The organism is Clostridium boliviensis (assembly GCF_033342255.1).
Classification (GTDB): Bacteria; Bacillota; Clostridia; order Lachnospirales; family Lachnospiraceae; genus Lacrimispora; species Lacrimispora boliviensis.
On record NZ_JAWONS010000324.1, the window covers coordinates 140,248 to 163,065 of the forward strand.

The 22,818-nt window shown below is 42.1% G+C and carries 24 protein-coding genes and 1 riboswitch; of the genes, 7 read left to right on the plus strand and 17 right to left on the minus strand.

Going from position 1 to position 22,818, the window contains the following annotated elements:
* Positions 1 to 93: 93 nt before the first annotated feature.
* From RZO55_RS22635 to RZO55_RS22645, 3 genes are read left to right on the plus strand one after another with little or no spacing between them, the layout of a single operon-like run.
* Entirely contained in the window at positions 94 to 1,266 is a 1,173-nt protein-coding gene (locus RZO55_RS22635) for a macrolide family glycosyltransferase (protein WP_318066511.1), read from the plus strand.
* 19 nt (positions 1,267 to 1,285) lie between these two features.
* Positions 1,286 to 1,825 carry a PadR family transcriptional regulator gene (locus RZO55_RS22640; protein ID WP_318066512.1) on the plus strand — a complete coding sequence of 180 codons (540 nt, stop codon included), beginning with the start codon at positions 1,286 to 1,288 and terminating at the stop codon, positions 1,823 to 1,825.
* A gap of 9 nt (positions 1,826 to 1,834) precedes the next feature.
* Positions 1,835 to 2,869, plus strand: a complete 1,035-nt coding sequence (locus RZO55_RS22645) for a hydroxyacid dehydrogenase (RefSeq protein WP_318066513.1) — start codon at positions 1,835 to 1,837, stop codon at positions 2,867 to 2,869.
* Here the strand turns inward: RZO55_RS22645 and RZO55_RS22650 are convergent.
* Genes RZO55_RS22650 through RZO55_RS22675 form a run of 6 tightly spaced genes read right to left on the minus strand, consistent with a single transcriptional unit; the run spans position 2,856 to position 7,267 of the window.
* The gene (locus RZO55_RS22650; protein WP_318066514.1) at positions 2,856 to 3,530 is read right to left on the minus strand and encodes an HAD family hydrolase; all 675 of its coding nucleotides are present in this window, start codon (positions 3,528 to 3,530) and stop codon (positions 2,856 to 2,858) included. The genes RZO55_RS22645 and RZO55_RS22650 overlap by 14 nt on opposite strands.
* Positions 3,523 to 4,656, minus strand: coding sequence for an SIS domain-containing protein (locus tag RZO55_RS22655; RefSeq protein WP_318066515.1), 1,134 nt, complete (start codon positions 4,654 to 4,656; stop codon positions 3,523 to 3,525). The genes RZO55_RS22650 and RZO55_RS22655 overlap by 8 nt, the downstream gene beginning before the upstream one ends.
* Entirely contained in the window at positions 4,656 to 5,489 is an 834-nt protein-coding gene (locus RZO55_RS22660; RefSeq protein ID WP_318066516.1) for a PTS system mannose/fructose/sorbose family transporter subunit IID, read from the minus strand. Before RZO55_RS22660 ends, RZO55_RS22655 begins: the two co-directional genes overlap by 1 nt.
* Complete coding sequence (locus RZO55_RS22665) at positions 5,489 to 6,280, minus strand: PTS mannose/fructose/sorbose/N-acetylgalactosamine transporter subunit IIC (protein WP_097005430.1); 792 nt, start codon at positions 6,278 to 6,280, stop codon at positions 5,489 to 5,491. The genes RZO55_RS22660 and RZO55_RS22665 overlap by 1 nt, the downstream gene beginning before the upstream one ends.
* A gap of 16 nt (positions 6,281 to 6,296) precedes the next feature.
* On the minus strand, positions 6,297 to 6,782 hold the full coding sequence (locus tag RZO55_RS22670; RefSeq protein ID WP_318066517.1) for a PTS sugar transporter subunit IIB: 486 nt from the start codon (positions 6,780 to 6,782) through the stop codon (positions 6,297 to 6,299).
* 41 nt (positions 6,783 to 6,823) lie between these two features.
* Positions 6,824 to 7,267 (minus strand): PTS sugar transporter subunit IIA, encoded by a 444-nt coding sequence (locus tag RZO55_RS22675; RefSeq protein ID WP_318066518.1) that lies wholly within the window; start codon positions 7,265 to 7,267, stop codon positions 6,824 to 6,826.
* 215 nt (positions 7,268 to 7,482) lie between these two features.
* Between RZO55_RS22675 and RZO55_RS22680 the strand changes: the two genes are divergently transcribed.
* Positions 7,483 to 8,193 carry a GntR family transcriptional regulator gene (locus tag RZO55_RS22680; protein ID WP_318066519.1) on the plus strand — a complete coding sequence of 237 codons (711 nt, stop codon included), beginning with the start codon at positions 7,483 to 7,485 and terminating at the stop codon, positions 8,191 to 8,193.
* On the opposite strand, the gene RZO55_RS22685 is transcribed toward RZO55_RS22680, so the two are convergent.
* The 3 genes from RZO55_RS22685 to RZO55_RS22695 are packed head-to-tail and all read right to left on the minus strand — an operon-like array spanning position 8,190 to position 12,669.
* Positions 8,190 to 10,034 carry an alpha-amylase family glycosyl hydrolase gene (locus RZO55_RS22685; RefSeq protein ID WP_318066520.1) on the minus strand — a complete coding sequence of 615 codons (1,845 nt, stop codon included), beginning with the start codon at positions 10,032 to 10,034 and terminating at the stop codon, positions 8,190 to 8,192. The two genes, RZO55_RS22680 and RZO55_RS22685, sit on opposite strands and share 4 nt — an antisense overlap.
* 25 nt (positions 10,035 to 10,059) lie before the next feature.
* Entirely contained in the window at positions 10,060 to 11,874 is a 1,815-nt protein-coding gene (locus RZO55_RS22690) for an ABC-F family ATP-binding cassette domain-containing protein (RefSeq protein ID WP_318066521.1), read from the minus strand.
* A gap of 39 nt (positions 11,875 to 11,913) precedes the next feature.
* Complete coding sequence (locus RZO55_RS22695; protein WP_318066522.1) at positions 11,914 to 12,669, minus strand: exodeoxyribonuclease III; 756 nt, start codon at positions 12,667 to 12,669, stop codon at positions 11,914 to 11,916.
* A 185-nt stretch (positions 12,670 to 12,854) separates the two neighbouring features.
* Here RZO55_RS22695 and RZO55_RS22705 point away from each other — a divergent pair, with 185 nt between their 5' ends.
* Together RZO55_RS22705 and RZO55_RS22710 are read left to right on the plus strand one after the other, a co-directional pair.
* Positions 12,855 to 14,000: an IS91 family transposase gene (locus RZO55_RS22705; RefSeq protein WP_439100073.1), complete on the plus strand. Its 1,146-nt coding sequence runs from the start codon at positions 12,855 to 12,857 to the stop codon at positions 13,998 to 14,000.
* A 58-nt stretch (positions 14,001 to 14,058) separates the two neighbouring features.
* Entirely contained in the window at positions 14,059 to 14,244 is a 186-nt protein-coding gene (locus RZO55_RS22710; protein WP_318066523.1) for a hypothetical protein, read from the plus strand.
* 209 nt (positions 14,245 to 14,453) lie between these two features.
* Here RZO55_RS22710 and RZO55_RS22715 read toward each other — a convergent pair whose 3' ends face one another.
* The 4 genes from RZO55_RS22715 to RZO55_RS22730 all read right to left on the minus strand — a co-directional run bounded on the left by RZO55_RS22715 (position 14,454) and on the right by RZO55_RS22730 (position 18,675).
* Positions 14,454 to 15,944, minus strand: a complete 1,491-nt coding sequence (locus RZO55_RS22715) for an IMP dehydrogenase (RefSeq protein ID WP_318066524.1) — start codon at positions 15,942 to 15,944, stop codon at positions 14,454 to 14,456.
* Between the two features lie 25 nt (positions 15,945 to 15,969).
* The gene (locus RZO55_RS22720; RefSeq protein ID WP_318066525.1) at positions 15,970 to 16,605 is read right to left on the minus strand and encodes an HAD family hydrolase; all 636 of its coding nucleotides are present in this window, start codon (positions 16,603 to 16,605) and stop codon (positions 15,970 to 15,972) included.
* 78 nt (positions 16,606 to 16,683) lie between these two features.
* A complete protein-coding gene (locus tag RZO55_RS22725; protein WP_318066526.1) occupies positions 16,684 to 17,490 on the minus strand; it encodes a hypothetical protein in 807 nt (268 codons plus the stop codon).
* Between the two features lie 15 nt (positions 17,491 to 17,505).
* A complete protein-coding gene (locus RZO55_RS22730) occupies positions 17,506 to 18,675 on the minus strand; it encodes a U32 family peptidase (protein WP_318066527.1) in 1,170 nt (389 codons plus the stop codon).
* A gap of 187 nt (positions 18,676 to 18,862) precedes the next feature.
* On the opposite strand from RZO55_RS22730, the gene yeiL reads away from it, so the two are divergent.
* On the plus strand, positions 18,863 to 19,525 hold the full coding sequence (gene yeiL, locus RZO55_RS22735) for a transcriptional regulator YeiL (RefSeq protein ID WP_318066528.1): 663 nt from the start codon (positions 18,863 to 18,865) through the stop codon (positions 19,523 to 19,525).
* 107 nt (positions 19,526 to 19,632) lie between these two features.
* Here yeiL and RZO55_RS22740 read toward each other — a convergent pair whose 3' ends face one another.
* The 4 genes from RZO55_RS22740 to cbiQ form a co-directional block, all read right to left on the minus strand.
* Positions 19,633 to 19,950 carry an energy-coupling factor ABC transporter substrate-binding protein gene (locus RZO55_RS22740; RefSeq protein ID WP_318066529.1) on the minus strand — a complete coding sequence of 106 codons (318 nt, stop codon included), beginning with the start codon at positions 19,948 to 19,950 and terminating at the stop codon, positions 19,633 to 19,635.
* Between the two features lies 1 nt (position 19,951).
* Positions 19,952 to 20,701 (minus strand): energy-coupling factor ABC transporter permease, encoded by a 750-nt coding sequence (locus RZO55_RS22745; RefSeq protein WP_318066530.1) that lies wholly within the window; start codon positions 20,699 to 20,701, stop codon positions 19,952 to 19,954.
* Between the two features lie 126 nt (positions 20,702 to 20,827).
* A riboswitch (cobalamin riboswitch) is annotated at positions 20,828 to 21,014 on the minus strand.
* A gap of 44 nt (positions 21,015 to 21,058) precedes the next feature.
* Positions 21,059 to 21,898, minus strand: coding sequence for an energy-coupling factor ABC transporter ATP-binding protein (locus RZO55_RS22750; RefSeq protein WP_318066531.1), 840 nt, complete (start codon positions 21,896 to 21,898; stop codon positions 21,059 to 21,061).
* A gap of 17 nt (positions 21,899 to 21,915) precedes the next feature.
* Positions 21,916 to 22,686 (minus strand): cobalt ECF transporter T component CbiQ, encoded by a 771-nt coding sequence (gene cbiQ / locus RZO55_RS22755; protein ID WP_318066532.1) that lies wholly within the window; start codon positions 22,684 to 22,686, stop codon positions 21,916 to 21,918.
* Positions 22,687 to 22,818: the final 132 nt, after the last annotated feature.

Here is a 22,818-nt window from a genome sequence, read left to right on the forward strand (position 1 = left end):
CTGTTTTTTCATGCCCGTCCAATATTATTCTTGACAACTATATCACTCTGATATAAAATTCAACTATATCAGAGTGATATAAGGAGGAACGGAATGAATATACTATTTATAAATGCAAACCTGTACGGACATATTAATCCCACACTAGGACTGGTTAAGAAACTAACAGAAAGAGGAAATAAAGTTGATTATTTCTGTTCAGCTGAATTTTCAGAACTGGTGATAAAATCTGGTGCAGACTGGATTGACTTTGGCAGCAGTTTGAATCTTTTTTTAAAGAATTACAGTCCCACGGACCGGCATCCGTTTTACACAATAATGGAATATATGCTTTCATATGTTGAAGTAATGCTGCCTCAGATCCTGGATATTTTAAAAGAACGCAAATATGATCTAATCTTTAGTGATTCGATTTTTGGAGGCGGTTACTTTTTAAAACACCTTACGCACACACCGGTCATATGTTCTCACTCCTCTTTTTCCATGAGCCATGCACCGGTACCAGAGCGTATGCTCATACCTGGTACACATCCCCAGTTAGATCATTGTTATGAGATATTAAGCAGAATCTGTGACTGTTATAAAATAGACGAACCGACACTGGAAGAAGTTTTCATAAGCAGGGGCGATCACAATATTGTATATACAACAAGAGACTTTAACGGTGATGACTCAGTAAAAGAACCCCAATATCTATTCGCCGGACCGTCACTGGAGCGGACGCAGGATACAGAGTCAGCAGACTTATCCATGATTGGGGACAGAAAGCTGCTGTATATATCACTTGGCAGTCTGAATACAGATTTCCTGGAATTTTATAAAATGTGCATTTGCGCATTCCGTGATACAGACTATTTTGTCTGCATGTCTATAGGAAGAAAATGCGAAATTACCCTATTAGGTGAACTACCGCAAAACTTTCTGGTAAAAAACGTACTTCCACAACTTGAAATATTAAAAAAGGCGGACGCTTTCATCACCCACGCTGGCTTTAACAGCGTGAATGAGTCACTATACTTTGGAGTACCCATGCTCGCATTTCCACAGGTCAATGATCAGCATATGACAGCAAAAAGACTTGTATCCATGAATCTGGGTCTGTCAGATAACATAAAGGAAATATCAGTGAAAAAACTGAAAGATCAGATACAGCAGCTCCTCTTTGATGAGAATATAAAGGAAAACTGCCTTAAAATATCTAAAGAAATGAGACGCTGTTCAAACTGGGATCTCACAGCAGAAAAACTGGAAAAATACGCAAAATGAAGGAAAGAAGGAACCCACATTGGCATTAAAAAATAAATCTCTATATGCAATATTAGGAATCTTAAATGTTTCACCAGGTACCGGCTATGACATAAAAAAATATTGCGATACTGTGCTGTCTGGATTCTGGAACGAAAACTTTGGACATATATACCCAACGCTGAAAAAAATGCTGGACAAAGAACTGGTGGACATCGTTGCAAATGAAACCAACGAGAAAAAAATAATGTATCAGATCACACCAAAAGGCAGGATGGAATTAGAGACCTGGCTGGTGGAAGAAACGCAGTTACAGCCTATGCGTTCTGAATTTATGCTGAAATTATTATTCTCCAGCGACCAGCCAAAAGATCACATTATCAAAATGTTAGAGGACTATAAACAGATTCATGTGAATAAGCGGGAAAAATATCTGGCAATGCAGAATGACCTGGAAAAAGGGATTGAAGAAATATCGAAAGACCGCGCCCATTTTTTTAACGCCATACTCCGCCGAGGAATTTTATCCTGTGAAGCCACCATCTGCTGGTGCAATGAAACCATAGAAACCGGCCTTTAACAGATTCTCTTGAAACCATTTGTGGTCTGTGATAGTATCATCATAAGACAGATAACAACTGCTTTCAGAAAGGAATCCAATATGTTTAAAGTGCTGATCCCCAGAACAATTTCACATACAGGTACGGAATATTTGAAGGAAAAAGGCTGCGAGCTTCTATTATCTGCTCCGGCATCTTTAGGTGACCCCGTTTGGGAACAATGTCATGCCATACTCACAGGTCCCAGCAGAAAGCTCCGATACGATAAAAATCTGCTGGACCGGTGTCAAAACCTGAAAGTGATTTCCAGCTTTAGTGCAGGTGTAGACTATATTGATACCGTTTATGCGGAGAAACTGGGCATTCAGGTGACCAATTCCGGCGATGCCAACTCCAATGCAGTCGCAGAGCATACCATTTTTTTCATGCTTGCCTGTGCAAAAAACCATGAGATTATGACTGAGGCGGTGAAAAAAAGCGACTTTTCAATCCGTAAGGATGTATTTAACACAGAACTGTCCGGTCTTACCCTGGGACTTATTGGTTTTGGGAATATTGGAAAGCTGGTATCAAGAAAAGCAGCCATGGGATTCGATATGAAGGTCATTGTCTATGATCATCATTTAACCCCAGACAATGCCCCAATGGGTGTTACTCCGGTGTCTTCACCAGAAGAAGTTTATAAAAATGCTGATTTTATATCCCTTCATGTTCCCTATTCTGAAAAAAACAGGTATATGATAGCAAAAGAACAGCTGGATATGATGAAGCCATCTGCCATTCTAATCAATGTCTCAAGAGGTGGTTTAATCCAGGAAGATGATTTAATTCAGGCTGTCAAAGATAAAAAAATAAAAGGAGCTGCTCTTGATGTGTTTGAAAAGGAGCCCCTTCCCGCAGACAGCAGTCTGCTTCAATATGAAAATATTATTGTTTCTCCCCACTGCGCAGCCAACACCCGGGAATCACTGGACCGTATGGAGCTTTTTGCAGCAATGGACATCTGGAGGGTATTAAATGGAGAAAGACCGGAATTTCCGGTCAATCATCCTAAACTCCCCTGACAAGGCTATTAAGACTGCTTTCTAAGCAGCAGATAACCTCCTTTAAAGTGGGCAGTATCTTAACGGTTCTCTGCTTTTCGGCATTACCTGGCTGTATGACATCTGGTATCATCACTACAGGACAGCCAGCCTGAAAGCCAGCCTGCACACCATTGGGAGAATCCTCTAAAACCAGACATTCTTCTGGCTGTCTCCCCAGCCGTTTCACCGCTTTTATGTATATCTCCGGATCTGGTTTGCTTTTTTCTGCCATATCCCCGTAGATGCAGACACCAAAATAATCAGCAATCCCTTCCATAGAAAGATATCTGTGAGCCGTTTCCTCATGGGTAGAGGTTGCAACTGCAATCTGATATCTTCTCTCCTTCAAATACTGCAAAAGCTCTGTAAGCCCCGTCTTATGAGGCAACCCATGAATTCCAATGTATTCCTCCATGTATTGGATTCTGGATTTTCGTATTTTCATAAAATCAAATTCAGGACCAAACTTCTTATAAAACAATTGTTGAACAAGCGTCTGATTTGCGCCGCGCATCGGGTTTAGATCTTCCGGCTTTATGACATAGCCAAACTGCTTTCCTGCATGCTCCCATGCAATATCATACAGTTTTTCCGTATCAAACATCAATCCGTCCATATCAAAAATAACTGCTTTAATCATTCTTTTCTCCGTTTAGATCTGAATACTGATCCCTGATACCGTCTAATTCTTTACTTCCTATTTTTTTATGAAATTCAGGATCTTTTGGTATATCTGGATTTATACCAAGATCCTGTGGCGCAAGACAGGCAACCACTTGCAGCGGAATAATATATTCCCATGGAGAAAAAAGAGGATCTTCTGTAAACTGGCAGATCAAATCCTTCGAAGATGTTTTAAGCAGACCTTCAGGCGATGCAATCATATAGTGATGAGGGGTCCATTCGCTTAAAATATCCGTCAGTTTCTCCACCCGTGGTTTGTAATCACCTTTGGATGCAAGATAGAAGATATGAGAGGATTCGGTAATTGAATTATAAATACCATGGAAAAATTCTTCTATATCATAACCGGTTACTCCCTGACGAACTGTTTCCAGAATCTTTAATGCACCTTCCAGAACATCAGCATACATACCGTCGTACCCTACCACAATAATTCTTTTTGCCGGTAGAAATTCCTCCTTGATCCGATCATACCATCTGGTGGCTTCTGCAGTAACCATCTCCATATTTGCAATTACACGGTACATCCGTTCTAAATATCCTTGAGCGGCCTCTTCCGTCAGTATTCCCTTCGCAATTGCCCACTCTGTCAGCATCATCATAAGAGTTACCGTAGTTCCGGCATATCCCTTTGTTTTTGCGCCGCATTTTTCATTTCCAACAAAAAGCCTTGTTTTAGTTTCTGCATGTTCAAATATAAGCGCCGAAGGATTTTCTGACAATGCAGCAGTATATAGTCCCCTATTTGCAGCCGAATCCAGACCTGCAACCGTGGAAAGGCTTTGCCCTCCCTGGGATATACCAATCACCAGAGTATTTTTGTTAAAAATCTTTTCATTCCGTTCAAATTGTGTAGGATAACTGTTAAATACCTTAATATTCAGAATTTCCTCAAGGTAAGCTTTGGCTGAAAGCCCGGCGTGGTAGCTGGTTCCTGAACCGATCACATATATCTGATCAATTTTCTTATCCTGATAAAATGTTACAAATTCTTTGGTTATCTCTTTTCTTCGTTTTATTATATCCATAAGTACTACGGGAGTCTCACAGATATAATCATACATTTTAGACTTAAAATTCATTATAATATTCCTAAAAACGCACAGATTATGCCGGCTGCAATGATACCAAACATGACTGTCACGGTTTTATATCCTTTCTTTAATAATCCGTAAATTCCAAATGTCAGTACAAGGGGCAAAACCTTTGGGAGGATCTGATCAAACACTCCCTGTAACTCAACCTTCGTCTCACCAATGTTAAGAACAAGGGGTGTGGAAAATGCCACCATAGAGGCGATCATGGCTCCAACCACGCAAAGACCGATGATTTTGGCACAGTTTGTAAGAATTTCAATCATACCTGATGACTGAGCCGTTTCTATAAAACTAATTCCGCTTTTATAACCCAGTTTTAATCCATAATATCTCACCAGATAATGAGGAATATTAAAAATAAGCAAAAACAGAACGGCTCCGAGAAGGCTTCCCTTCGCGGCCAGGCCGCAGCCCACTCCTGCTGCTATAATACGGAATGTTCCCCAGAAAAATGAATCACCGATTCCAGCGACGGGACCCATCAAAGCGGCTTTTAAAGCTGTGATTGACTCAATATCAAACCCCTCTTCTGATTTTTTATTCTGCTCCTCTAAGGCTACGCAGGCACCGGTGATAAAACTGACCATCTGTGGTGTCGTATTAAAGAAGGACAGATGCCGCTTTAACGCTTCTCTTGCCTTTTCTTTCTCTGGATATAAGCGCTTCAGTACTGGTATCATGGAATAACAAAATCCCACATTCTGCATGCGTTCGTAGTTAAAGCAGCCCTGTAAAGGAAAAGAGCGCCAGAATGTCTTTCTCATATCAGATTTAGTAATAAGGCTATTTTCGGTATACCCTTTATCCATACGGCTCATTATAGTTCACCTCCTAAATCATCAGACATTGATTGTGTCATAGCATAAGCCATCTGCTCTTTTTTTCTCTGTGTCGCAGCCTGGTAGACTGTATAAGCAATAACCGCGCCCACAATCGCCACTCCGACTGTACTCATTCCCAGTAATGCGGTTAATATAAATCCAACAAAAAGATAGGCTGCATTAGTTTTATCAAATATGAGCTGCATGAGAATTGCAATTCCTAAAGCAGGAAGCATACCGCTTGCAATTTTTAAACCACTCAATATGAAAGCCGGAAGTGCATCCACAAACGCTGCAATGGTACTGGAACCAAGAAGCACTCCCAGGAAAACCACGAGAAATGAACTTATCCAAAACAACCATGCCCCTGACCAGAACGCTTTTGCAACTCCCCGGTAATCCCCTTCCTCTGCCGCACTATCGGCCCAGTGAAGAAACGTGTTATTAATGGTCCTGTCTAATATTCCTACCGATTGAGCTAAGGTGGCAATAGGCAGTGATAAGGCGACAGCTGCATCCATGTCAAGTCCCGACATGATGGCAAAAGCAGTCGCCAGGATTCCGCCTGATACTACATCCGGTGGTGTCGCCGCACCAATTCCCACGATACCCATCATTACCAGTTCAACAGCTGCACCCATTACTATTCCCGTTTGTACATCACCAAGCAGCAGCCCTACAATCGGTCCGGTTACAATTGGCCGGTCAAACATATGCTGTCCAAATACCCGGCCATCCCAAATCGCAAATCCTGCAAGAATCCCCAGCAGCAACGCTTTAAATACCATATAATTCTCCTCCTTCTTATTTATGAAACTCTTTTAAAATCTCACCGTACTGCAGTTTCTTTTCTGTAGGCACCGCTTGCAGATAAATCCCCTTTCCCAAAGCATGTATCTTCTCAATCGCCTCCACATCCTCCTTATCCAGGTACACCTGCCTCTCCACCATCTTCTTATCCGGTGCTTTTCTGATTCCGCCCAGACAAACATCCGAAACGGCATCACACCGTTCTATTAAATAAAGAGCATCCTGTACACTTGCGGTTACTACGAAGATTGTCCGTCCGCTATGTTTGGGATTATTGATTACTGCCACCGCTCCCTCCAGGGATTTAATGGATAATGTAACCTGGGGCGGCTTTGCCATCTGGAAAGCCATTTGCATGAGTTTATCTGTGACTGCCTTATCATTGGCAACCAATATGGTATCTGCTCCCAAAAATGAAGTCCAGCTTACCGCAACCTGACCGTGAATCAAACGGTCATCCACCCGTAATAATTTAATCATTCTTCCCTCCAGTGCCGCAAAACAGGCGGCGTAAAGTCCTTTTACAGTTCCTCAAGATCATCCGTCTCACACCTGCTTTCATCCAGGAGATCATTGACAAGAGCAATGGTGTTTCTGGAATTTTCGATTGCGCTTTTTAATAACTGTCTGTCCGATGACTTCTCTCCACTCATGGGAATCATGGCAATTTCCAGCAGCAGCCCCAGATTCAGACCTGTGACCAGATAAATGTTTTCTCCTGGACTGAGCAGCTCCATAGCCGCTCTGGTCGTACTTCCTCCTGCAATATCACTGATGATAATCGTAATTGCCTCCTCAGAATCATACCTCATCTTAGCCTCAATCATGCCGGTTATCTCAGGAATTGTTTCTTTTGCACTGATCGAGACAAAATCAATGTAATCCGTCTCTCCCATAACCAGCTTCACGGATGTAAGTATGCCCTTGGCAAAGTCCCCATGTGTTACAAGTATAATCCGCTTCATATTCCTCCTTTCTATCTCTTTCCCCCGTAATGTATATACTTTTAAACTAAGTATATTCATTTCCTTTTGTTTCCCATATATTATCACAAAAAAAACAATATTGCAACTTATTTTATCTGTAATATTATCTAAATTTTATATCCATTTTGTATAGACAATCGTCTTGTTCCGGTATATAATAATATGAGGCATATATGCCCTGAAGGAGTGCGTCTATGAATCAGAAACCAAAGTATATACAAATAAAGGACAGTATATTAAAAGATATAAAAAACCAGACGCTCCATGCCGGAGACCAGATACCCACGGAAACGGAGCTTTGTGATCGCTTTCATGTCAGCAGAATGACCGTCAATAAAGCGATTTCTGCGCTCACAGCCGAAGGCTATATTCGGAGAGTTGCGGGTAAGGGGAGCTTTGTTACCAGCTCACTGGTACAAAAACAATTTCACCACCAGCCAATCAGCTTTACGGAGGACATGGAATCCATAGGATTACAATCGGGTGCGAGGCTATTAGAATACAGAATCTATCGGGGCAGCGACATTCCGGCAGAGATCGCCCAGAAGCTTCAGGCCGGTCCGGATGATTTAATCCACTATTTCTCCAGAATACGGACAGGCAATGAGATGATTATCAGCATCAGCTATAATTACGTACCGTGCAATACCATACCTGCCATTGACATAGCCAGCCTGGAACATTCATTTTTCCAATATTTAAAAAAACTGGGATTTATGGATTTGCATACCGTCGACTTCTCTCTTTCAGCAACGCTTCCTACTGCGGAACAAAAAAAACTGCTGGAGATAGAAAATGAGGCACTTTTAAAAGTATCCCATATTACCTGCAGCAGTCAGAATGATATTCTGGAATATATTGATACATATTATATCGGCAGCATGTATACATACCGGCTGGATTAATCCGCTCTGCCCATTAAAACCACAATAGTCCTGGGAGGAATGAGAATGCTCTTTTCTTCCAGAACCGGTTCCTTTCCTTCCTCATACTTCCCGTTTTCTTCCAGCTTATGGGTATGGAACACCACATGCCATTGTTGTTTTTTAGGAAGGTTTGGAAGGTCAAAGGTATGAGGCTCCCAGTGCATGTTATAAGCGACATAAAAATGATTGTCTGACGTACCATCCTCCTTTTTTGCATAATCTCCCCAATAAAGAATTCCAAGCTGGCGCCTGAAATTCTCATATTCCGGATACCATGGCTTTACTCCGTGATAGGATACATCAGGAAACCCGCAGGCGAGATAATCCCTGTTCTTTGCTTCTTCCCTTCTGTGAAATACCGGATGGGCCTTTCGGAATGCTATGACAGATTTTACAAACTCAAAAAGATCCCTGTTTGTTTTTAGAAGGTTCCAGTTTAACCAGGATGTTTCATTATCCTGGCAATATGCATTGTTATTGCCGGACTGGGAGTTTCCAAACTCATCCCCTGCCAGAATCAAAGGCGTTCCCTGGCTCAGAAGCAGCAAAAGGAAGGCGTTACGCAGCTGCCTTTTTCTAAGACCCACCACTTTTTTCTTTCTTGTAGGTCCTTCAGACCCGCAATTCCAGGAATAATTATAGGAATTTCCATCCTGATTGAATTCGCCATTGGCTTCATTATGCTTGGTATCATAGGATACCAGATCCATCATGGTAAACCCATTGGTATTTGCCATATAATGAATCATCCCCCGGTCAGAAGGGTTGTTTCTGGTCCGGAAAACCAGATTCATCATCTGCTCCTCGTCCCCTTTGAGGACTCGTCTCATATCCGTCTGAAAGCTGTCATTATATTCTGCCAGATACTTTGGCTGATTAAGAGGAATATCTCCCCAGGAATCTGCCCAAAGTTTTAACCCCGCCAGATAAGGATCACGTCCGATTACATCGAGAGGGGGATAACCCACCAGATGAATCCCGTCCAGATGAAACTCCTCCGCCCAGAAACGGACTACATCCAGAACAAAGGAAGGAGACTCCTTTCCTGTAAAATACAGCTCTGTGATAATCTCTATTCCTTCTTTATGAAGCGCTCTTACCAGACTTTTCAGTTCTCCGGCCGGATCTTTCTTATCCCCGGAAGCATAGGAAGCCTTAGGCGCAAAATAATATCCTGAAGTATATCCCCAATAATTTAATTTTCCAGTGGGTTTATCCACACCATAAGGATTGCCCTGCACAACCTCAGGAAGAATCACTTCACAAAACTCATAAACCGGCATCAATTCAACGGTTGTAATCCCCAGATCTTTCAGATAAGGAATTTTTTCCTCAATCCCACGAAAAGTCCCTTTGTTCCTGGTTCCTGAAGAAGAATGCATGGAAAATCCACGTGTATGAATCCGGTAAATCACAGAATTCTCATACGGAATCAAAGGGCGCCTGTCATCTCCCCAGTCGAACAAATCTGATACAGCCGGACTTTTAGAGATTTGGTCTGCTCCTTCTAAATCTCCCCAGTTTTCCTTATCTGTAAAAGCTCTCCCATACGGATCGGAAAACAGTCTTCCGTCTATCTCATAGCAATAGTAAATCCCGGTAAAGTCATCCCCAAGTATCGTGGCAGAAAAAACTTCCCCCCGCTTATTCTTCTCTGGAAAGAGAAATGTACAGAAAGGCTGGTTTTCGTCTTCATGAAAAAAGAGCAGTCTTAACTCCTTTCCTTTTGCAGCAACGGAAAAATGAATTCCTCCCTCAGTCTTTGTCATTCCCATGGGATAATATCCTATTTCTTTCTCTGCGATCCTGTACTGTTTCATCCCTTTTCTCCTTTGCAGCAACCTGTCACTGGTTCTCAATCTGCTCCGCCAGATCGTTTAAATACATCCAGCGTTCCATCTTCTCCTCTAAAAGTTCCTCTTTTTGTGCCTTTTCTTCCATCAGCTGATTAAGCCTGCCATAATCACTGGCCGCTTCTTCAATCTTACCATCCAGTGTCTCAATTGACGCTTCCAAAGCAGCTATATCATCTTCAATGGTTTCCCACTCCCGCTGTTCCTTGTAGGAAAACCGAAGTTTCCGCTCTCCTTTTGACTTTTCCCGTCCCTTTTTCTCTCCTGTATCTGCTTTTTTCTCTGTTACTGCCTCTTCCCCTGGAAGTCCATCCGGATACCTGGCTGTAAATGCTGCCTGATAATCCGTAAATCCGCCCTCATACTGAGAAACCTTGCCTTGTCCTTCAAAAGCGAAGATTCTCCGCACAACCCGGTCTAAAAAGTACCGGTCATGAGACACTGTTATAACAATACCAGGAAAGCTGTCTAAATAATCCTCCAGAATGGTGAGCGTCTGGATATCCAGATCATTGGTAGGCTCGTCAAGCAGCAGAACATTGGGCGCTTCCATAAGGATCCTAAGCAGATACAGCCGCCGTTTCTCCCCGCCGGAGAGCTTTTCTACAGTTGTATACTGAACGCTGGACGGAAATAGGAACCGTTCTAACATCTGGGAGGCGCTGACACTGCCGTCTTTGGTTTTCACGTATTCTGCGGCACTTCGGATATAATCGATTACCTTTAAACTGCCGTCCATATCCTCACTCTCCTGAGCGAAATAGCCCATTTTTACAGTCTGCCCCACCGTTACGGTTCCTTCATCCGGATTTAGCCAGCCTACGATTATTTTCATAAGAGTGGACTTACCCGATCCATTGGGACCGATGATTCCGATACGGTCATTTCTCAGAAAAATGTAATTAAAATTTTTCATCAGGACCTTATCGCCAAAAGCCTTTGTAATCCCTTCCAGTTCTACGGTAGTGCGTCCCAGACGGCTCTCTATGGAATCCAGCTCCACGTTCTTATCAAGCTCCGGTGCCTTCTGGTCCCGTAAAGCCTCATACCGCTCGATATGGGCCTTTTGTTTGGTGGAACGAGCTCTTGCACCTCTTTGCATCCATTGCAGTTCAATTCTTAGAATGGACTGGCGCTTCCGCTCCGTTGCCTGCTCCATATCCATACGGTCAGCCTTCAGTATCAGATAACCGCCATAGTTTTCCTGATAACTGTAAAGTTTTCCCTTATCAAGCTCCACAATCCGGCTAATCACGCTGTCCAGAAAATACCGGTCATGGGTTACCATCAAAAGAGCACCCTTAAAACGGCGCAGATAATCTTCAAGCCAGTCAGCCATACTGCTGTCCAGATGGTTGGTCGGCTCATCAAGAACCAGTAAATCTGCAGTGGAAAGCAAAACGCTTACCAACGCAACCCGCTTCCTCTGACCACCTGAAAGCGTGTCCACTCTGGTATCAAATTCCGTAAATCCCAGTCTGGTCAGCATGTTCTTCGCCTGGGTTTCTAAATCCCAGACATGTTCATGCCCTTCATTCTCCCGGATAATACTTTCCAGAATGGTCTCCCCCTCTTCAAACCTGGGATTCTGGGAAAGAAAGCGGACATCTAAGTTTCTGCCCTTTGCCACGGTTCCCTCATCCGGCTCTTCAAGCCCTGCCACAATGCGCAGAAGCGTGGACTTTCCTGTACCGTTAATACCGATCAGGCCGATCTTTTCTCCCTCATTAATGCTAAAGCTGGTGTCATCAAACAGCAGCCGTTCCGTATATGATTTTGTTAAATGCTCAATTGTCAATAAATTCATTCTTTGCTGTTCTCCTGTAATACTCTGTCTGATCCCTGACTACTCAATTACAAGCTCCACCGGACAGTGATCAGAACCTGTTACCTGGGTGTGAATGTCTGCGCTTACCAGCCTGTCCACCAGAGATTGAGATACGCAGAAGTAATCAATACGCCACCCTGCATTCTTCTCCCTCGCCCGAAAACGGTACGACCACCAGGAGTAAATCTCTTTCTGATCCGGATAAAAATAACGGTAGGTATCCACAAATCCAGTTTCTACCAGTGCGGTAAACTTCTCTCTCTCCTCATCGGTAAAGCCTGCATTTTTCCGGTTGGTTTTTGGATTTTTTAAATCGATTTCTTTGTGTGCCACATTTAAGTCTCCGCAGAATATAACTGGTTTCTTCTCCTCCAGCCCTTTTAAATAAGCCAGAAATGCATCCTCCCAGGTCATACGGTAAGGAAGGCGCGCCAGTTCATTCTGGGAATTGGGCGTATAGCAGGTCACCACGTAATATTCCGGAAATTCAGCTGTTATGATCCGGCCTTCCTGGTCGTGTTCCTCTATCCCCATTCCATATGTGACCGATAACGGCTCTTCTTTGGTGAACAGGGCAGTTCCTGAATATCCCTTCTTTATTGCATAATTCCAATATTGATAATAGCCAGGTAGAGAAAGGTCAATCTGTCCCTCCTGAAGCTTGCTTTCCTGAATACAGAATACATCTGCATCCACCTCATGAAAATAATCCAGAAAGCCTTTCTCCACACAGGCCCGAAGTCCATTCACATTCCATGAAACCATTTTTTTCATCACAGTCACCTCCGTCAAAAAGATAGTGTTAGTATACCATTTTAAACAGCATTAGAAAAGGGCGTGTTGCAAAACTAATCGTTTCAAAATATAAATAAGTGTCTTCGACACTTCAGCTCCCCTGCCCCTCAATCTTGAGGGGATTAGGGGTTTCTTTTTTTATCACTTTGCTCCATAATGGACTTATGAATATACTACAGAAAATATTTTCAGACCATTTTGAAGAAATGTTGTATACCCTTCACCCTCGCCAAGTCGTTATTGAAAACGTTGACCGGATGATTAACTGTGGCGACCCTTCCTTTGGCGGCGCCATGTATATCTGTCCTCATTGTGAAAATATGAAGTTTGTTCCCTTCCGCTGCAAGAGCCGCTTCTGCCCCTCTTGCGGCGTAAAGTATTCACAGGCACGTTCTACTTCTATGTCCTTTAAACTCATTCATTGCGTACACAGACACTGTGTCTTTACCATTGATGATGAACTCCGACATTTCTTTTTAGACGACCGTTCTCTCCTGGACTGTCTTTTTCAGGCTGTCCGCAGTGTTGTTCTCCGAATGTTTCATAACATAAACAAATCTAAAAACTTTGTCCCCGGCTTCATTTGTGTTCTTCACACCTTCGGACGCCCTTTGGAATGGATTCCTCACATCCATTGCCTTATCTCTGAAGGCGGCTTTTCTGATGACGGCTCCTGGCGGACTGTGAAACACTTCAACTACACCCTTTTAAGGAAATCCTTCCAGACTGCTCTTTTGAACCTGTTGGAATCACGCCTCGGTCCTTCTTTCAAAAAAACTAAGGCCCTCATTTATCGCAAAGATAAAAATGGTTTCTACGTTTATGCCAAACCCAATCTCTCCGATACCGATACTGTAATCAAATATATCAGCCGATATCTTGGCCGTCCTGTCATCGCATTAAAGCGGATTGATTCCTATGATGGAGAACATGTCACTTTCCATTATAACCGTCATGAAGATAATGCCTATGTGAAGAAAACACTTCCTGCACTTGATTTCATGCGCTTATTAATCCAGCATATCCCTGAGAAAAACTTCAAAATGACTCGTTATTATGGACTTTATTCAAGGCACAGGGAAATAGATAAATCTTTGTACAAAGCCATCCCTAAGTCCAAGCACCAGCTTCTGCAGAGTTTTACAAAGTGGCGCAGCAACATTATTTTGTCTTTTGGTTATGATCCCTTGAACTGCCCCAAATGTAAGCATGAAATGCTGCTTGTAGAACTTTATTATGATCACCACAGAGTTTCTTTGGAAAAACTTTATGAAAGGACAATGGCAAAAGCCAAATGTCGTTCCGCTTGATTTTTTCACCTGTCTGTATCATACTTAATTTACTAACAGACAGGAGGTCTTAAAATAAATGGATCCAAAACTTATAGAGGAACTCAGACAAAAATATATTCAAAATCCCCCGGAAGGAATGACTGCAAAACTCGTCAAAAACATGACTGACTCTGATTTGCTGGATATGCATTACTTCCTTATCGAGGATGATGATCTTGATGACGATGAATTTGAAGAAGGTTTTTATATTGACGTATTCTAGCCATCGTCTATTTGTTGTACCCGCATCTGTGCGGGCTATTTTATTTAGGAGTTCAACCAAGGTCGAACTTTCCTATTATATAAAAAAGGAGCTGTACTCATCAAACTTAATGTTTGTTGAGTAACAACCCCTTGGTTTTATATTGACATGATGACTGCTTTTCTGATGTATTTCATACCGAACCCTGCATTACCGACTCTTTAAGACCATTAGTAATCCTTATCTTTCAGTATGATATCATGGGCTCCGCCTTCCCTTATACTTATGGGGGAAACAAGGGTGATCCTTGCTTTTTTTTGAAATTCCTCGATGGAAGCGGCCCCACAGCTTGACATTGTGGACTTTATTTTGCTGATAGTGACGGATAAATTATCCTTGAGTGCGCCTGCATAAGGAACATAACTGTCAACACCTTCTTCAAAATGAGTATCTTTCTTAGCTGACATGCTGTATCGCTGCCAGTTCTTTGCTCGGTCTGACCCTTCTCCCCAATATTCCTTTACATATTCATTGCCTCTTTTCAGCTTCTTTCCCGGGCTTTCATCAAACCTTGCAAAATATCTTCCCATCATAACAAAATCTGCACCCATGGCCAGGGCTATCGCTATGTGATTGTCGTATACAATCCCTCCGTCAGAACAAATAGGGATGTAGATACCAGTCTCCTCCTTATATCTATCCCTGGCAGAAGTAACTTCCAGTATGGAAGTCGCCTGACCTCTTCCGATCCCCTTCTGCTCACGTGTAATGCAAATAGACCCTCCGCCGATGCCGACCTTTACAAAATCTGCTCCTGCATCTGCCAGATAACGGAATCCTTCGGCATCAACCACATTGCCGGCACCAATATATGCCTTGGGAAAATTTGACTTTATATAGGTAATGGCGTCATATTGCCAAGTGGAATAACCATCGGAGGAGTCCAGGCACAATATGTCAGCGCCTGCTTCCAGCAGTGCCGGAACTCGGTCCTGATAATCGTAAGTATTAATTCCAGCACCTACAAGAAGGCTCTTCTTCTCATCAAGAAGCTCTAAAGGATTCTCCTTATGAGCTTCGTAATCCTTACGGAACACCATATGGACCAGCTGTTGTTTTTCATTGATGATAGGAAGACAATTTAATTTATTAGCCCAAATCAAGTCATTGGCTTCATTCAGGGACATCCCATCCCTCCCTGTAATAAGCGCTTCAAAAGGAGTCATGATATGACAGACTTTTTTATCCAGGGAATCCCTGCTTATTCTGTAATCTCTGCTTGTAATAATTCCCGTAAGAATACCGTCCCAATTTCCGTTAGAGGTAACAGCTATGGTAGTATGCCCGGTATCCTTCTTCAGCCTCAGTATATCATTCAAAGTGTGTTCCGGCGAAAGATACGAATCGCATACAACAAATCCGGATTTGAATTTTTTGACTTTCCGTATCATATCAGCCTGAGAATCAATTGTCTGAGCCCCATATATAAATGACAGCCCTCCGCACCGGGCCAATGAAATGGCAAGTTTGTTATCCGATACAGCCTGCATAATCGCTGACACAAACGGAATGTTAAGCCTTACGTGTGCCTCCCCTGCTCTAAATCTTGTAATAGGAGTCGTCAGATCAATTTTATCAGGTCTGCACTGGGGGGTGGATAAATTAGGGATCAGCAGATATTCGTTAAAGGTTCTGGAAATTTCATTATATAATTTAACCATTTGAGACCTCTTTTCCTTTTGCTGCTTAAAAGATGCTTTTCAATTCGCTGAAATTATTAATAATAAAGGTGGGGTTTTGCGCTTTCAGTTCTTCATAAGAATTGTTTCCATAGGTTACACCACAGGTATGACAGCCTGCGCCCTTTCCCATCTGAAGGTCAAATACCGTATCCCCTACCACCAATGCCTCTTCCGGTTCACATTTTTCCTGCTCCAATATTAATTTTGCCATGTCCGGAGCCGGCTTTTTATTTTTTACATCCTGTTCGCCGTAGATGCGGGAAATGAAAGGACTTACCTTTAAATGATCCAGCAATAGATGAAGAGCCTCTTTGCCCTTACTTGAGGCAACTGTAATAACGATTCCCTTTTGTGACAGGTACTCTATCGTGCTCTTTACATTTGGAAACAATGTAACACTTTCCATGCAGATATCCTGGTATTTTCTGCGGTATAAATCAATGGCATTTTCTATCTCGCTGTCTGGAACTTTTAATACGGCTGAAAAGGTATCCTTGAGCGGCAGCCCTATTTTTTCCTGTATGTCCTTCTCCTTGGCAATTCCATAGCCCAGCTCTTTTCCCGTGGCCTGGATTGTATTAACAATGCTGCTCTTTGTATCTGCTATTGTTCCGTCAAAATCTAATATTAAAAGCTTCATGATCTATACCCTCGCATCCTTATAATTACAGTTAATTTTAATAATTCCAATTCACAACGGCTGAGTTTTCTTTCTCTTTTACTGCCATAAATCATAATCAATTACCTGGATATCTTCCAATTCATTATTAAGCAGATGTTCCAGATTTTTTTCTGGGATTTCCTTCTCCACGCCAATCTCTCCCAACTTATAAGAGATGTTTTCATCAAACTGGTCCACCAAATCCTGCTTTCTGAAATAACGACGGTTTTCCTCTATATACTCTTTTAAATGGCATTTTACAGCATCATTATAATATCCGTAAAGCATGTTATTGAAATGCTCATGCACAATCTGATTATCTGAAATCAGGCGGTCTAACTCAACCATAAGCTTAATATCTCCGAATGTTTGTTTCATTTCTTCAAATTCTTGTTTGTGAAGATGATTCTGAGATACAACAACATAGGAAATACTTCTGGTGTTGTTTAAAACATCAAAAAATATTTTACTGTGTGCATGATTGATTTCCAGCTGCGATGAGACAATCACACGAATATCTTTGCTGTATTCGTTGCAAAGCAGTTCAATAATGTAGGGGTTTGATACCAGAATATATTTAAATCCTGTGTCAATCATGGTCTGAATATCATTGCAAATCTCCCGATACCCCTCTACGGTGAATTCTCTGTTTTCAAAATGAAACATATCATAGGCATAACATAACTGATGCCTGCCGCTTATGCTCCTGGCTTCCTCCGGCGAGATTGTACAGTTCCTCGCCTCATGAAACAAAAAACAATCCTTCTGAAAGTCCTTCTCAAATCTGGTCAAAAAAATTCTGCCCTCTGATTCAGAGTCCATAAAGCTCTCATCCAAGTATAATGGTAATAACATTTCGCCCATCCGTATCTGCCCCCCCTACTTGTATTCTATACGCTGTATCTCGCCGATATTTAAATCATTGATATAAGATAGTTTTGTAATTCTGCTCTGCCACCTCCTGTTATTTTCGATATACTTTTCTCTCTTATCCTCAGGATAATTCAGACCCTCTAAAGCGGCATGGCGGCATAAAGCGCAATGCATGCAATTGTCCGTATGATCCGCAGAATACCAGATTTTATTGTCCACATGAGATATTTCAGGTATAAGCTCCAGCTGGTCTCTTGGATAAAGAGTCTGCTCCAAAGGGCCATCAGATACAGTGGCATGAATGTTTGATTTGGAGCCATAAGTACCTAATATTTCCTCCAGATGGGAGGTCCGGCTTTGCTCAAGATATATTTCAATGGATTTCATAATCCACTCTGTCGTGGCCAGGCGATCCAGCAATTTGAAGTTTTCATAGCCAATTTCCATGTATTTAGGAATATCAGCTGGAGAAATCCATTTTCCACTATATATCTCCTCTGGTCTTAAATTCCGGATATTAACACATTTATTTCTGTAATAGCTGAAGTATGGCGTTTTTGTTTCCTTGTGCTTGCTGTGGGAACCCTGCATGCGCGTATGACCTTTTTGCCAGGGACAGTTCGATATGTACAAGTCATTTGGAATAAGCTTCAACAATATATCAGTTTTCGAACGAATTCTGATCAGCTCTCCAAAATTCTTTATTAAATCATAATGCAGCGTTGCTTCATCAATGCCTAATTGGATCAAATATTCAAGTTCTTCCCATGAACGAGTTTTTAAGTTAACCGAAGCTGATATTTTTAAATCCGGCAGTTTTTGTTTTGTATATTTGATTAGATATGGATTGCTCAATGTGACCTTTCGTATTCCCAAATCAACTAATTTGTTGATGAATTTCAGATACCTTTCCTGGTATTTTTCCGTAAACTCCTCGTTCATCAGTCCATTATTGTTGATGACATAATTAAAATCAATGCCGACAGCGTTTAGCTTGTCCAGGATTACTTTTAATTCATTTTCCTGTTTCACAATATTTTGAGTCTGGGCGCGTCCCCCGCCAAAATCATCAATCCCTAAATTACCAAAATAGCTTTCAACATAATTCCCGTACTTTAAAAGCGATTGATCAATGAAATCCATATCGCCATTGTATGGTAGTGCAAATTTTATCATGAGACCCCCCCTGGAAAAAAATTTGTGTTTTCAAGTTTCTTGCCGCTTTTACAAACTGCTTTTCATACGCAGTAATTATATCATTTGCTTTTTGTGAAAAATATGAGTTTTCTCACATAAACCTGGAATTTAGAGAAGTTTTATAGTAAGATAAATTATAAAAATTGTGTTTGAAAGAGACTTGTCTATGAAAATAAAAAAGGCGAACGAAATGATTCCCTCCTATATCACTAATCTCTTTTCCTTTGATATTACTCCATATGCCAAATGGAAAGAATTTCGAAAAAATGAGTTAATATGCAGAGAAGGTGATGATTTATCTGATCTGGTATTTCTAATAAAAGGAAATGCTAAACTTTTCCTGACTCATGAAAACGGAAAAGTTACCATCATTGATTTTTTTAAATCTCCTACTTTATTTGGGGAAATGGAATTTATGGGTGCGCAGAAATTTACTAATGGAGTCATTGCTTTGGATAAATGTGTATGTATCCTGTTACCTGTAAGGGAAATCAGCCATCTTTTAAAAAATGATACTAAATTTTTAAATTACCTATGCCTGTTTTTATGCCGAAAGGCATTGCGCAATACCTCTAATTATGCGACCAACCAGAATTATCCTCTGGTGAACCGTTTGGCTAATTTTATACTATTATCTGCAGATGGAGATATCTATAATAGGAAACACACGGAGGTTGCGGAATACCTCGGTGTCAGCTACCGTCACCTGCTTCATGTGTTTGCGGTTTTATGTGAGGCCGATATTTTGCAGCATATGGACAAAAAAACATACAGAATTAAGGATTTTTCATCTCTTGCAACAATGGCTGTTAATGAGAACAGTTTATGACAAATGTCTGGTTCTGAACTTCAAGTTTTAAATACCCTGATAGTTAAGCACAGCCTCTTTTTCTGTGTCTAACTATCAGGGTACAATTTACCTCTTCATTCAACCTATTATGACTGTTTATCCTGCCATTTTTTCCGTTCTACCAGTCTTCCCATGAAAAACGCGATCACTCCCACTCCGATTCCTGTCTGAAGGCAGAACAGCAGGCTTTCGATCTCTCCGGGAATCTCTCCGCCTATCGCTGTTTCCATGACCGGAGTAAACCAGGGTTCATATTCTGTACCGCGGATCTCCGTAATCATCTGGCTTCCTGCATCATCAGAACCTCCAAACTCCGCTCCTTTTACTGCAAACAGTGGAATGACTGCGATCAGTACTACAAATACCAGCAGCACTGCAATGGTCTGTTTCTTACTTCTGCTCATATTATTTTACCTCCTTTGCAAAACCAATGGCTTTCAGCTCCGGCAAAGCATAGGTTTCAAGTGTCATTACGATGACCGTAGTCAGAATTCCCTCAATCACTGCAAGTGGCAGCTGGGTAGGTGCAAATACACCCAGGAATTTTATAGCAGAAACGCCCACACCTCCGATTTCAGAAGGATATGCAAGGGCAAGCTGAAAGCTGGTAACACAATATGTAAATAAATCTCCCAGTGTGGCAGCAAGAAAAACAGCCGCCATCTTATTCACTTTTAATGCTTTACATAATCTGTATATTCCAAAAGACACAAAAGGACCTGCAATTGCCATGGAAAAAGTATTGGCTCCCAGTGTGGTAAGGCCGCCGTGTGCCAGCAGCACTGCCTGGAATATCAATACAATAATACCCAGAATGCTGACTGCCGATGGTCCAAACAGAATCGCTCCCAGACCGGTTCCTGTCATGTGAGAACAGCTTCCGGTAACGGAAGGAATCTTTAATGAGGAAAGCACAAATACAAAGGCCCCCGACATGGCAAGCACGGTAATGGATCTCCGGTTATCCCGAAGTTTCTTCTGAATGGAAAAGAAACCGGCTGTGAGAAACGGAATACTGAGCGCTCCCCAGGCAATACAATACCCCGCTGGCAGATAGCCCTCCATAATATGCATGGCATAGGCACTGGACACCATTCCAAATGTAAGCGCAAATGCAACTGCAAGTTTCATGATACTTTTTTCTTTCTTACTCATTTTCATTCTCCTTCCAATAAAATAAGCACCTCATATCCGATGATTCCCACTCATCAGACAGGTGCCCTATGGGTAAATCTTTATACAACAAAAAGACTTCCCGGCACCGGTCATCGCTCGTAACCGGATACTCCCGACAAAAAGGCAGGTCTTCTGACTCATGCATCAATCACAGCAGCTCCCTCTTCCCGGTTTCCCAGTGACTTATGGAGCCCTGCTCTGCATATACAGCGGCGGGACCGTAAGGGACTTTCACCCTTTTCCCTATTATCCTGCGGAGAATTTCACAGGCACCTTTTTGATAATACGCTTGTATTGTAACTGTATTACCAGTTTCTGTCAATAACACAATGCTGTTTAGTCCTCACACCACGCCTTAAGCAGGTGGTCTAACTCTTGTGTATTCTTAAAATGAGGACTGTTTTTAAGTATGATCCGTCTTTTCACCAGACTGTCATAAACCTCCATTAAAACCGGTTTTCTCAAATTCCCCTGTTTCAGAACCGGACCGCAGGCGAGGATATCCGTTACCGGACCATCAGCAATAATGGTTCCTCCTGCAAATACCACAGCGCGGTCTGCCCACTGATAGGCAAAATCCACATCATGGGTGGAAATCAGCAGCGTTTTCCCCATATCCGACATTTTTCCCAGAACTTTCGTTAACATATCCACATTTACCGGATCTAAGGACGCAGTGGGTTCATCAAACAGGATTACCTCCGGCTCCATGGCAAGAATATCTGCTATGCTGACCCGCTTTTTCTCCCCTCCGCTTAAATAGTGGGGCGGCCGGTCTCTCAGCATCATTAGATTCATGGACTCTAAAGCCATATCCACCCTGGTTTTCACCTGTTCTCTGGGAAGCTTTAAATTCATGGGACCAAAGGATACCTCCGCAGATACTGTGGAAGCAATGATCTGATTATCCGCATCCTGAAATACGACTCCAACTTTCCGTCGAAGCTCACTTAATTCTTTTTTTTCTATCTTCTTCCCCTGATACCAGATCGTACCAGAATCCGGTATTAAAACCCCGTTAAGATTGAAAAAGCAGGTGGATTTTCCCGCTCCATTAGAGCCGAGAACCGCAATCTTTTCTCCTTTTCTCACCGACAGAGATACATCATAAAGCGCTTTATTTCCGTCTCCATAGGAGTACGAAAGATGCTCTGCCTGTAAAAGTATTTCCTCCATCCTTTATTCCTCCTCATTTATATCAGCAGTATTAGCAGGAGAACTGCGATATAACCGGCTGCCGCTGCCGCTTCTTTTCTTTTTACCGGCTTTTCCTCTTCCATAAACAAAAGCTCTCCCTGATAACACCTGGCAGTCATGGCATCGTAATATGTCCCCGCTTTTTTTAACGAAACCAGAAAGAGATTAGCTCCAATCCCCCCAAAAGAACGGCACGAGGTAAAGAAGTCGCGGTAGCCCAGCCTGGACTGCGCAGCCTGCTTCATGCGGCTCTGGACATCCATCATTACAAAGATAAACCGGTATATAAGATTCATTAGTTCCAATATCAGTCTGGGAAGAGGAAGCTTCCCCAGTAAATTGATTACCTCACTTGCCGGTGTGGATAGAACAAGCATATACATGGCACTTACGCAGGCCATTGCCTTTATAATCAAACGTGCAGACAGCATAGCTCCGTTATCCGACAGATAAAGATAAAAGCCAGGGAGCGATACATAGAAACGTCCTGCGGGAGCGGGAGATATCCCCACCACAATGGCGGCTGTTCCAAGAATCAGAAAGGCTGCGGGTATCTTTAAAAGTCCCAGATATTTCCAGATGGACAACCCTCCCCAAATAACTGTCACCCCACCCATGGTCAAAAATACCGTGACAGAGACCAGATAATCTCCGGTTCCGATACAAATCAATAATGCTGCAATTGCCACCGCCGCTTTTAAACCAGGATTCAGCCCTTTTAAGCGGGATTCATATGCATAGGAATCAATTGTATGAATGTTTCTCACCTCCTTTTAAGGCTGATTATAATCGATTAAAAATTTCTCTGCAAGATCAGTTTTTAATGGCAGTCCAAACTAATTTCCAATTTTATGTAAATATACCAGTTTTTGCGCGCTATTCAAGGAAAATCCATCATG

Bases quoted from the DNA above. Each gene is read 5' to 3' on its own strand.
- RZO55_RS22730 (WP_318066527.1), bottom strand. From the start codon at position 18,675: ATGATAAAATTTGCACTACCATACAATGGCGATATGGATTTCATTGAT.
- yeiL (WP_318066528.1), top strand. From the start codon at position 18,863: ATGAAAATAAAAAAGGCGAACGAAATGATTCCCTCCTATATCACTAAT.
- RZO55_RS22740 (WP_318066529.1), bottom strand. From the start codon at position 19,950: ATGAGCAGAAGTAAGAAACAGACCATTGCAGTGCTGCTGGTATTTGTA.
- RZO55_RS22665 (WP_097005430.1), bottom strand. From the start codon at position 6,280: ATGGTATTTAAAGCGTTGCTGCTGGGGATTCTTGCAGGATTTGCGATT.
- RZO55_RS22660 (WP_318066516.1), bottom strand. From the start codon at position 5,489: ATGAGCCGTATGGATAAAGGGTATACCGAAAATAGCCTTATTACTAAA.
- RZO55_RS22710 (WP_318066523.1), top strand. From the start codon at position 14,059: ATGGATCCAAAACTTATAGAGGAACTCAGACAAAAATATATTCAAAAT.
- RZO55_RS22725 (WP_318066526.1), bottom strand. From the start codon at position 17,490: ATGGGCGAAATGTTATTACCATTATACTTGGATGAGAGCTTTATGGAC.
- RZO55_RS22715 (WP_318066524.1), bottom strand. From the start codon at position 15,944: ATGGTTAAATTATATAATGAAATTTCCAGAACCTTTAACGAATATCTG.
- RZO55_RS22685 (WP_318066520.1), bottom strand. From the start codon at position 10,034: ATGAAACAGTACAGGATCGCAGAGAAAGAAATAGGATATTATCCCATG.
- RZO55_RS22680 (WP_318066519.1), top strand. From the start codon at position 7,483: ATGAATCAGAAACCAAAGTATATACAAATAAAGGACAGTATATTAAAA.
- RZO55_RS22690 (WP_318066521.1), bottom strand. From the start codon at position 11,874: ATGAATTTATTGACAATTGAGCATTTAACAAAATCATATACGGAACGG.
- RZO55_RS22655 (WP_318066515.1), bottom strand. From the start codon at position 4,656: ATGAATTTTAAGTCTAAAATGTATGATTATATCTGTGAGACTCCCGTA.
- RZO55_RS22670 (WP_318066517.1), bottom strand. From the start codon at position 6,782: ATGATTAAATTATTACGGGTGGATGACCGTTTGATTCACGGTCAGGTT.
- RZO55_RS22750 (WP_318066531.1), bottom strand. From the start codon at position 21,898: ATGGAGGAAATACTTTTACAGGCAGAGCATCTTTCGTACTCCTATGGA.
- RZO55_RS22720 (WP_318066525.1), bottom strand. From the start codon at position 16,605: ATGAAGCTTTTAATATTAGATTTTGACGGAACAATAGCAGATACAAAG.
- RZO55_RS22635 (WP_318066511.1), top strand. From the start codon at position 94: ATGAATATACTATTTATAAATGCAAACCTGTACGGACATATTAATCCC.
- RZO55_RS22745 (WP_318066530.1), bottom strand. From the start codon at position 20,701: ATGAGTAAGAAAGAAAAAAGTATCATGAAACTTGCAGTTGCATTTGCG.
- RZO55_RS22675 (WP_318066518.1), bottom strand. From the start codon at position 7,267: ATGAAGCGGATTATACTTGTAACACATGGGGACTTTGCCAAGGGCATA.
- RZO55_RS22650 (WP_318066514.1), bottom strand. From the start codon at position 3,530: ATGATTAAAGCAGTTATTTTTGATATGGACGGATTGATGTTTGATACG.
- RZO55_RS22695 (WP_318066522.1), bottom strand. From the start codon at position 12,669: ATGAAAAAAATGGTTTCATGGAATGTGAATGGACTTCGGGCCTGTGTG.
- RZO55_RS22705 (WP_439100073.1), top strand. From the start codon at position 12,855: ATGAATATACTACAGAAAATATTTTCAGACCATTTTGAAGAAATGTTG.